The organism is Anoxybacillus sp. TBDG-1 (genome assembly GCF_054815885.1).
In genome coordinates this window covers 1-8,685 of record NZ_JBTZSY010000069.1, presented here as the reverse complement: position 1 = coordinate 8,685, position 8,685 = coordinate 1, and the positions used below count along the sequence as shown (strand labels likewise).

The window sequence follows — 8,685 nt, the reverse complement described above, 5'->3', positions numbered from 1 at the left end:
CCTAAAATATACAATTGAAAAACGGTTTTGCCCTTGACAAAATCGTTTTTCAACAGTCTGCATTTTTTAAAAAATGATACCTCTGATTTTTCTGCACCTTCCAAATAAAAAAACGTCAAATGTCCCCCTTCCTTCAACTAGGTGGGAAGAATTTGACGCTTACTTTGAACCGTATGTCTTGCAACCTCCTTACACCGCATCGGATGTGCTTCATAAACCAAAGGTTAAGAGCACCATTTGGATGTATGCGGATTATAATTGTTTACTCTCTCTACGTCCCTTTATCAAACCAATGAAATTAGTGATTACAAGAAAAATAGAAATTGCCCACGCAGTATGGCTAATCGTCTCTCCAAAAATCAATTTATAAAAAATAAAAGAAATGACCGATAGAATAAACACGATATTCATCCACTTCATCATTTTCACGCTCCATATCTTTATTTTCTCACTCGTAGCGCAATGCCTCCACAGCAGGTTGCTTCGCTGCTTTACTTGCAGGGATGAAGGAAGCCAAAATACCTAACAGTCCACTAAAAATAATAAGAAGTACAGCTTGAACAAAACTAAACTGAAACATGTCCAAGTTACTCTTTTTCATTAACGTTATGATCATATAATTTAATGCTTTCCCAACAGCAATAGAGCCTAGAACCCCAAAAACTCCCCCAATGATGCCGATCAACATTCCTTCTGTGACAAATATGCGACGAATATCTGAACGAAATGCACCAAGTGCCTTTAAAATCCCAATCTCTCGTGTGCGTTCTAAAACGCTCACGTATAAAACAATGCCAATCATAATGGATGAAACGATAAGCGATATACCAGACAACATTCCCAATGCAACACTTGCTAAGGAAATATACTCATTAATTTCATTTTGACTTTCTTCATCCGTCTGTACTTTATACCCCATCTGCTTAATTTTACTCTTTAAAAGATCTATATCATTGATAGATGATGGAATAATAGTGAAAGATAAAGCACTTGTACTATTCCCTATAGATTCTTTCATAATCTTCTGTGACAATCCATAAGAAATCCCTACAGTATCGAGCAGAGGTATAGAATTATTCTTTACCACCCCTACTACCGTTGCATGAACGTTAACTGTCGGATAAATTTCTTTTAAAGACATTAACTGTACAACAAGGGAAACGTTTTTTCCAACAGCCTCTGTAGAATCCTTGAACAGCTTTTTAGCTATGCGCTCAGGTAGCACAATTTCATCTCTTTGATCGTTTGGAAACTTTCCTGTCACAATATATTTTTTACCATATATTATTTCAGCATATTTTTTAGGTGCCAAACTCTCAGCTGACGAAGTAGCTTTATTTCCTTCTTTCGTTTTAATACTTATTTGAAATGGATTATATGGATATATATCCCTTACTCCTTTTATTTCCCTTAATCGCGCGATATCGTTCTCGTTCAACACCGCAAACTGTTCATTTGCTACGCTTAACGATGATTTTGCTGTGGCTTCATCTATCGAACTAGATAACTTGTCTTTAACGCCATTCCCTAAAGCCATAATGATAGATAATCCAAAAATTCCGATTGATGCACCTATAGCAGTTAAAATATTTCTCCACTTTTTATTTTTTATATTTCTGAATGATAGTTTGCATGTTGTACGAAAATCTAAGCTTCTCCCCTTACCTACTACACTATCTTTATATACATTTTCCACCTCTTCTACATATAAATCATTCCCATCCTCAATGATTGTTCCATCTCTCATCCTAACTATTCGATCTGCGTATGAAATTAATTCTTGGGAATGTGTTACAACTAATATAACCTTCCCTTGTTTAGAAATTTTCTTTAGTATCTCCATAATATGTATTGAGTTTTCTGAATCCAACGCTCCTGTCGGTTCGTCCGCTAAGATAATGTCGGGATCATTTGCTAATGCTCTCGCTATAGCTACACGTTGCTTTTGTCCTCCACTCAACTGATTAGGCAAATAATCTAACTTATCCCCTAACCCTACCGTATTGAGAAGTTCTATCGCTCTTTTTTTTCTTTCTTCTTTTGATAATCCTAATAAAATCATGCTCATCTCTACATTTTCCAAGGCGCTTAAATGAGGAATAAGGTTAAAGCTTTGGAACACAAACCCGATCTTTTCCCGTCGTAAGCGCGCCCATTCCTTCTCGTTGAATTCCCGAACATTTATAGAGTTAAAAGTGTATTCCCCATCATCCGCATAGTCTAACCCACCAATAATATTCAATAAAGTCGATTTTCCACATCCTGACTCCCCTAATAAATAAACGAGCTGTCCTTTTTGAAGATGTAAAGAGACCCCTTTCAATACTTCAACACTTTCACTATTTAATTTGTAGTACTTTGTTATATTCCGAAGAGTGATCAATTATTTCCATTCCTTTCAACTTAAAGATTTCTTTTTAGACAGCTTATAAAGAAATAATCCAAAAAATATCAACACTAAAAAATACGTTATTCCTTCGAAGAAAAGAATCACATATTTAAAGTATCCCTCAATGTTAATGGATACATAATATATACCTATGAACCCGACTACTATTGACATCAATACAAACAATATATTCAGAATCCCAAAAAATTTTATAAACTTCTTCTTAATAATCTCTCTCTCATCAAAAAGAACTTCCTCGCCTCTTCCTAAAGCCAACTTCAGAGATTTTTCATATAGATTAGGTATTTCAACAATGTTCGATAATATCCAGTAACCGTCCAATTTTATGAACGGTAAAATATTAGAAAAAATCATCAATACATTCCAAAGAATAAATGTCGCTAGCCAAGTGGAATGCCCAAAATATAAATCATAGGCGAGGGAGCATAAAGAAAATATTATTAGTTGGATATAGACCCCAGCAATGAGAGTAATTATTTTTTTCTTTTTATCTTTAAAAGACCAGATTCCACTCACATCACAATACAGAGCAGGGGAGAAAAATATCAACAAAAAACCGATTTCTTCAACCTTTCCCCCAAAATATTTACAAGCTATACCATGACCTAGTTCATGCAAAAAAATGACTAGAATTGTCACGATATAAAAGGTTATGAAATCAAAGAAGACAAAGTCTTTAAAAAATCCATCTGTAAGTTGAGAAATATTTTTCAAAAAAATAATTGATCCCATCATAATAATCAATGCCGAAAAAATGAGCAACAATCTATTAACTGTTTTATTGCTTAAAAATTTATTAACTAAAAGATGAAGATATGTATCTGGATTAATTAACTTAAACCTGTAGAAAAGTATATTTTTTCTTTCCTTCTTCACATCCCCAACCACACCACATTCCTCAAGAGAATGTATAAACTTACTGAAATCCTCTTCGCTTATTTCATACTTACTCAACACAGTTTGAACGTCTCTACGAGCTGTTAGTTCTCGCAACATGTTAGCTTCTTGAACACCTAATCTGAAATACTTACCATATCGTTTAATAATAAAATAATCCTTATCTTCAATGAATTCTATACCATTCATATCTATGTTTTTGATATTTATATTATTCAATACCTTTCACCTCCCACTAAATCAAGTAAAGTTTTTGGGGAATCATCAGGAAGATCCCAAGAATATGAGACCTCCCTAAATATAACACTATAAACCGAAAAATCCGTCAATAAAACCTCTAATAAAATCTTTAATCATCTCCCACTTACCAGGAGCAACAACTGACTCTAGTGATTCAACCTTAAAATTCATCATTTTTTCTTTCCACCTCACCTAGATTATTTCTTACACTACATTCAGCCAAAGATTCCTGTAAAAAATCCCCTAGGGGAAAGAGTCTTTACACTAAACTGAAAATCTAGCAAACATAGCTATGTATGCATAGAAAACCGTTTTTAATTATCAAAAAGACCACCGAAAGTTACAATCCAACTAACTACTTTGCCTGTGTAGTATCCAATTTCATAAGCGATAGATCCTTTACCAGGAGCAACAACGGTTTCTAAAACCTCAATCTTGTAATTTAGAGTCATGAAAATACCCCCTTAATTTATATTTTATAGAAATAATGTAGTATCGATACCATGTAAAACTATAACAAAAAAAAAAAAAAAAAAATCAATACTTTTTAACATAAAATTATCAACAAAATACCAATATTAACTTAAAAGAAAAATATACCCATTTATCATAGCGTTTCTCAAGACGTCCACACGAAAAAAACATTTCAGTTGAAAAAAACAAAAAGTTCGTTTATTCTGAATTTTATACAACAACATAATAAGTTCACGCAACAGGTGGTTCACAGATGCTGTGAATCTTAAAAGGGAAGTTTGGTGAAAGTCCAACACGGTCGCGCCACTGTGATGCAGAGCTGTTATCATCATCCACTGTTTCATGTGAAATGGGAAGGAGATAAACAGCGATGAAGCTAAGTCAGGAGACCTGCCTGTTGTATGCACTTACGACCTACGCGTCATAGGGAGGAGTGAGGACATATGATCTTGAGGCACTTCGTGTATCTCAATACGAGCTAGCTATGCCCTCCTTCTGTTTGGAAGAGGGTTTTTTTGCTTGATTGGGATATAAATGACTGGAGGTGCTTAACTTGTTCATCCGTAGTTCAAATGTAGGGTATCCGCGCATTGGTGAAAAAAGAGAATGGAAAAAAGCATTAGAATCTTTTTGGAATGGGCAAATAAACAAAGAGCAATTCATAAAAACAATGGAAGCGATTCGACTCGATTCGATTCGTAAACAGCTAGAGAAAGGAATCGATCTCATTCCAATCGGGGATTTTTCTTTATACGATCACGTGTTAGATACAGCATTTATGTTTGGATATATTCCTAAGCGATTTCAACAAATAGACGATGCGCTTGAGCAATATTTTGCGATAGCACGTGGGACAAATGGACAACATGCGCTTGAAATGACGAAATGGTTTAATACAAATTACCATTACATCGTGCCTGAAATTGGACAAACAAAGCCAAGATTAGTAGAGAATCGCCTATTGAAAGAATACAAACTTGTCAAAGAAACACTCAATTTAGAAACAAAACCTGTATTACTTGGACCGATCACGTTTCTTTTGCTTTCTAAGCAATACGAGCGAAACGAGTGGCGAAAATATCTCGCACAATTAGTTCCTGTTTATGTGGAATTGTTAAAACAACTAGGCGAGGCAGAGGTGCCATTCGTACAAATGGATGAACCGATTCTCGTGCAAGATATAGACGATGATATGATCGATGCATTTCGTCATGTATACGACGTTTTTCACCGCAATGTGCCGAATGTAAACCTTATTTTGCAAACGTATTTTGATAGCGTATCACATTACCGTGAAATTGTTGCATTGCCTGTCGCAGGCATCGGGCTTGACTTTGTGCATGATGATGGCAAAAATCTGAAAAATATAAACACCTACGGATTTCCGAAAGATAAAATATTAGTCGCCGGTATTATAGACGGTCGAAATGTATGGAAAAGCTCGCTTGCACAAAAAGCGACGCTTCTTCACCATCTAGCAAACGTTGCCAAACAACTGATCATTCAACCATCCTGCAGCTTACTGCATGTTCCTGTCACGACAAAACATGAACATACATTACCAATGGAGCTTGCTGGAGCTTTATCATTTGCGGATGAAAAATTAGATGAAATACGTATGTTGACAGAGTATATGAACGGAAACGTAACGATCGACAAGCTAATCAAATACGATCAACAAACAAACCGTAATTTAACCAAGTTCCGCCAACAACAGGAACAAATAAATGACATTACAACCGTTCCGGTAAGTCGAACACCTTACAGCGAACGACAAAAAGCACAACAAGCCCATTTACAGCTTCCGCTTTTGCCGACAACGACGATTGGTAGCTTCCCACAAACGCGCGACGTGCGCCAAGCTCGGATGAAGTGGAAAAAAGGTGAATGGAACGACAACAAATATAAATCGTTTATAAAAAAAGAAATCGCAAAATGGATCGACATTCAAGAACAGCTACGGCTCGACGTGCTTGTCCATGGCGAATTTGAGCGTACAGACATGGTGGAATTTTTCGGTGAAAAGCTACAAGGGATGGCATGCACGACAAACGGTTGGGTACAATCGTACGGCTCGCGTTGTGTGCGCCCGCCAATTATTTTTGGCGATATTGCTCATCTACATCCAATGACTGTAGAAGAAACGGTGTATGCTCAATCGTTAACGAACAAACCTGTGAAAGGAATGTTAACAGGTCCTGTGACGATGTTAAACTGGTCGTTCGTTCGCGATGATATTTCACGCAAACATGTACTCATACAGCTTGCCCTTGCGATTCGTGAGGAAGTGTTGCTGTTAGAAAAAGAAGGGATACGCATCATTCAAGTCGATGAGCCAGCGTTACGGGAAGGATTGCCGCTTAAAAAAGAGAAACATGCATCATATTGGGAAGATGCCATCACGGCATTCCGTCTCGCTACCTCATCGGTGAAAGAGGAGACGCAAATTCATACACATATGTGCTATTCACAGTTTGAACATATGATGCATATCATTGATGAGCTTGATGCGGACGTCATTTCCATTGAATCGTCGCGAAGCCATGGTGAACTTATTTCCGCGTTTGAGACATATGAATATAAAAAAGAAATTGGCTTAGGGGTGTATGACATTCATAGCCCGCGCATTCCGACAAAAGAAGAAATAAGCGAACAAATCGAACGGGCACTTCGCGTTCTTCGTCCAGAACAATTTTGGGTCAATCCTGATTGCGGATTAAAAACGCGAAAAGAAAAAGAAGCAATTGCCGCACTGAAAGCAATGGTGGAAGCCGCACACGAATACCGCGAACGACTTTTGGCTTACGGAGGGATGAAGTCATGGAAGTAAGCGTTGAACAATCAAAAACGATTCAAACGCGGCTCGTTTTGCCTTCTGATACGAATCATCTTGGCACAATTTTTGGCGGTACCGTTTTAGCTTACATTGATGAAATTGCGGCAATATCCGCTATGCGCCATGCACGAAAAGCAGTCGTTACTGTTTCGATTGACAAAGTTGACTTTATTTCTTCTGCAAAAGTAGGTGACATTTTAAAGCTCGAAGCATTCGTCTACTCGACCGGCCGCACATCCATGAAAGTATTCGTCAAAGTCGAAACGGAAGATTTATTTACAGGCGAGCATCACTTAACAACCACATGCTTTTTAACGATGGTCGCCATCGATCAAAACAAAAAACCGACGCCTGTTCCAAAAGTCACCATTAGCGAACAAGAGGAGCAAATTGTACAACTGTATCAGCAAAACAATAAGGTATAAATATTTATACCCATGGCGCTAGTTGAGAGCTAACGCCATGGGTTATATTCATTTGTTTATCTATGCCAATGCCGATAATATGAGAATAATAGTGATTATTTTGACGAACAGGCTCTTTAAGTCTATTTTTTATTTTTTATGTTAGCGAAGTTGCTCATCTACAGTAATAGAAGTTTTATCATGGATTTTAGGTACTACCCAATAAATAATAATTGCTGGTAATAGAAAAATGGCAGCTACCAAAAATGTTGTTGTTAGTCCAAATTCTAATGCAATAATTCCAAAGATAACACCAGATAGGATTTCTCCCAGGGCACCAACTCCTGAATTTAAAGAAAATAGAGTATTTTTGTAATTATCTGGGAAAAATTTGTTTAAATAACTGATAACAATTGGATGTCTAACATCTTCAACTGCTAACAATATTGAAGTTGCGATTGCCCCTAACGGTTTGAAACCTATTGTTAATACTCCTACTAATAGTAGGCTGACTGATTCTACAATTGTTAAAGACATATATGGATTTGTTTCTATTTTTTTCTCTAATTTCATTGTTATTCCTAAGAGAATTAAAGCAAATATTCCTGCTAGTGCAAAGATATAGCCTAGTCCGGTTTCAGAAAAACCCATCTCATTGAGTAAGGGCTGCCAATATCTTGATACCATATCGTAAGTTAAAGCGGTAAAGAATCCAGATAATACAATTAACAATACTCTTCGTTTATGAAAAACTATTTTTAAACTTTGTTTTAAGATATTTAAAAATGACTCCTTAATATGTTCCTGTTCGTGTTCACTTTTAACAATAGGTACTTTAACAAAAATTGACATCCATATAAACAAGATTGTATAAAGTGCTACTACGATAATAAATGGTAAAAACATATTGTAAGAGTATAGGTAACCACTAATAATACTACCAACAACAATAAATGCAATGAGTATTTGAGTATTTTTCATTACTTCTTTCCCGAATCTCTCTTCTCCTACAACTCTACTCATCCAAGTTTCTAGTGATCCAGAGATGAGCGCATCTGATAAAGCCCATATAATCATAGCTAATATACAGATAATTAATGTATCAATGAAAGGAAAGAAAGCCCATGTTACAACGGAGAGAAAAAAAGAACCCGCAATTGAGAGTTTGATGCCATATCGGTCCGCAAATGTTCCGGATGGTACTTCAAAAATTAACTTTGCTATTTCGAAAATTGTACCTAGCAATCCGATTTGTAGTAAATCATAACCTTGATCCACCAAGTAAAGAATCCATATAGGAGAAAATAATCCCATTGCCAGTCCTCTTAGAACTGCAAAAAATTGAATAGTACGCATACTTATACTCCTTTTGTAACTGCTAAACTAAAGTGGACAGTTTCCGACAAATAAAATTGGACACTTAT

The 8,685-nt window shown here is 36.2% G+C and carries 6 protein-coding genes and 1 riboswitch; of the genes, 2 read left to right on the top strand and 4 right to left on the bottom strand.

Going from position 1 to position 8,685, the window contains the following annotated elements; genetic code table 11:
• Positions 1 to 448: 448 nt before the first annotated feature.
• The 3 genes from ACYQY7_RS13300 to ACYQY7_RS13290 all read right to left on the bottom strand — a co-directional run bounded on the left by ACYQY7_RS13300 (position 449) and on the right by ACYQY7_RS13290 (position 3,999).
• On the bottom strand, positions 449 to 2,383 hold the full coding sequence (locus tag ACYQY7_RS13300; RefSeq protein WP_461202764.1) for an ABC transporter ATP-binding protein/permease: 1,935 nt from the start codon (positions 2,381 to 2,383) through the stop codon (positions 449 to 451).
• 15 nt (positions 2,384 to 2,398) lie between these two features.
• A complete protein-coding gene (locus ACYQY7_RS13295) occupies positions 2,399 to 3,526 on the bottom strand; it encodes a hypothetical protein (protein ID WP_461202762.1) in 1,128 nt (375 codons plus the stop codon).
• A gap of 335 nt (positions 3,527 to 3,861) precedes the next feature.
• Positions 3,862 to 3,999 carry a hypothetical protein gene (locus tag ACYQY7_RS13290; RefSeq protein ID WP_461202760.1) on the bottom strand — a complete coding sequence of 46 codons (138 nt, stop codon included), beginning with the start codon at positions 3,997 to 3,999 and terminating at the stop codon, positions 3,862 to 3,864.
• 245 nt (positions 4,000 to 4,244) lie between these two features.
• Positions 4,245 to 4,433: riboswitch (cobalamin riboswitch) on the top strand.
• Between the two features lie 141 nt (positions 4,434 to 4,574).
• On the opposite strand from ACYQY7_RS13290, the gene metE reads away from it, so the two are divergent.
• Both metE and ACYQY7_RS13280 read left to right on the top strand, forming a co-directional pair.
• Positions 4,575 to 6,851 (top strand): 5-methyltetrahydropteroyltriglutamate--homocysteine S-methyltransferase, encoded by a 2,277-nt coding sequence (gene metE, locus ACYQY7_RS13285; protein ID WP_461202759.1) that lies wholly within the window; start codon positions 4,575 to 4,577, stop codon positions 6,849 to 6,851.
• Complete coding sequence (locus ACYQY7_RS13280; RefSeq protein WP_461202757.1) at positions 6,842 to 7,282, top strand: acyl-CoA thioesterase; 441 nt, start codon at positions 6,842 to 6,844, stop codon at positions 7,280 to 7,282. Before metE ends, ACYQY7_RS13280 begins: the two co-directional genes overlap by 10 nt.
• A 141-nt stretch (positions 7,283 to 7,423) precedes the next feature.
• On the opposite strand, the gene ACYQY7_RS13275 is transcribed toward ACYQY7_RS13280, so the two are convergent.
• Complete coding sequence (locus tag ACYQY7_RS13275) at positions 7,424 to 8,617, bottom strand: MFS transporter (RefSeq protein ID WP_461202755.1); 1,194 nt, start codon at positions 8,615 to 8,617, stop codon at positions 7,424 to 7,426.
• Positions 8,618 to 8,685 lie beyond the last annotated feature (68 nt).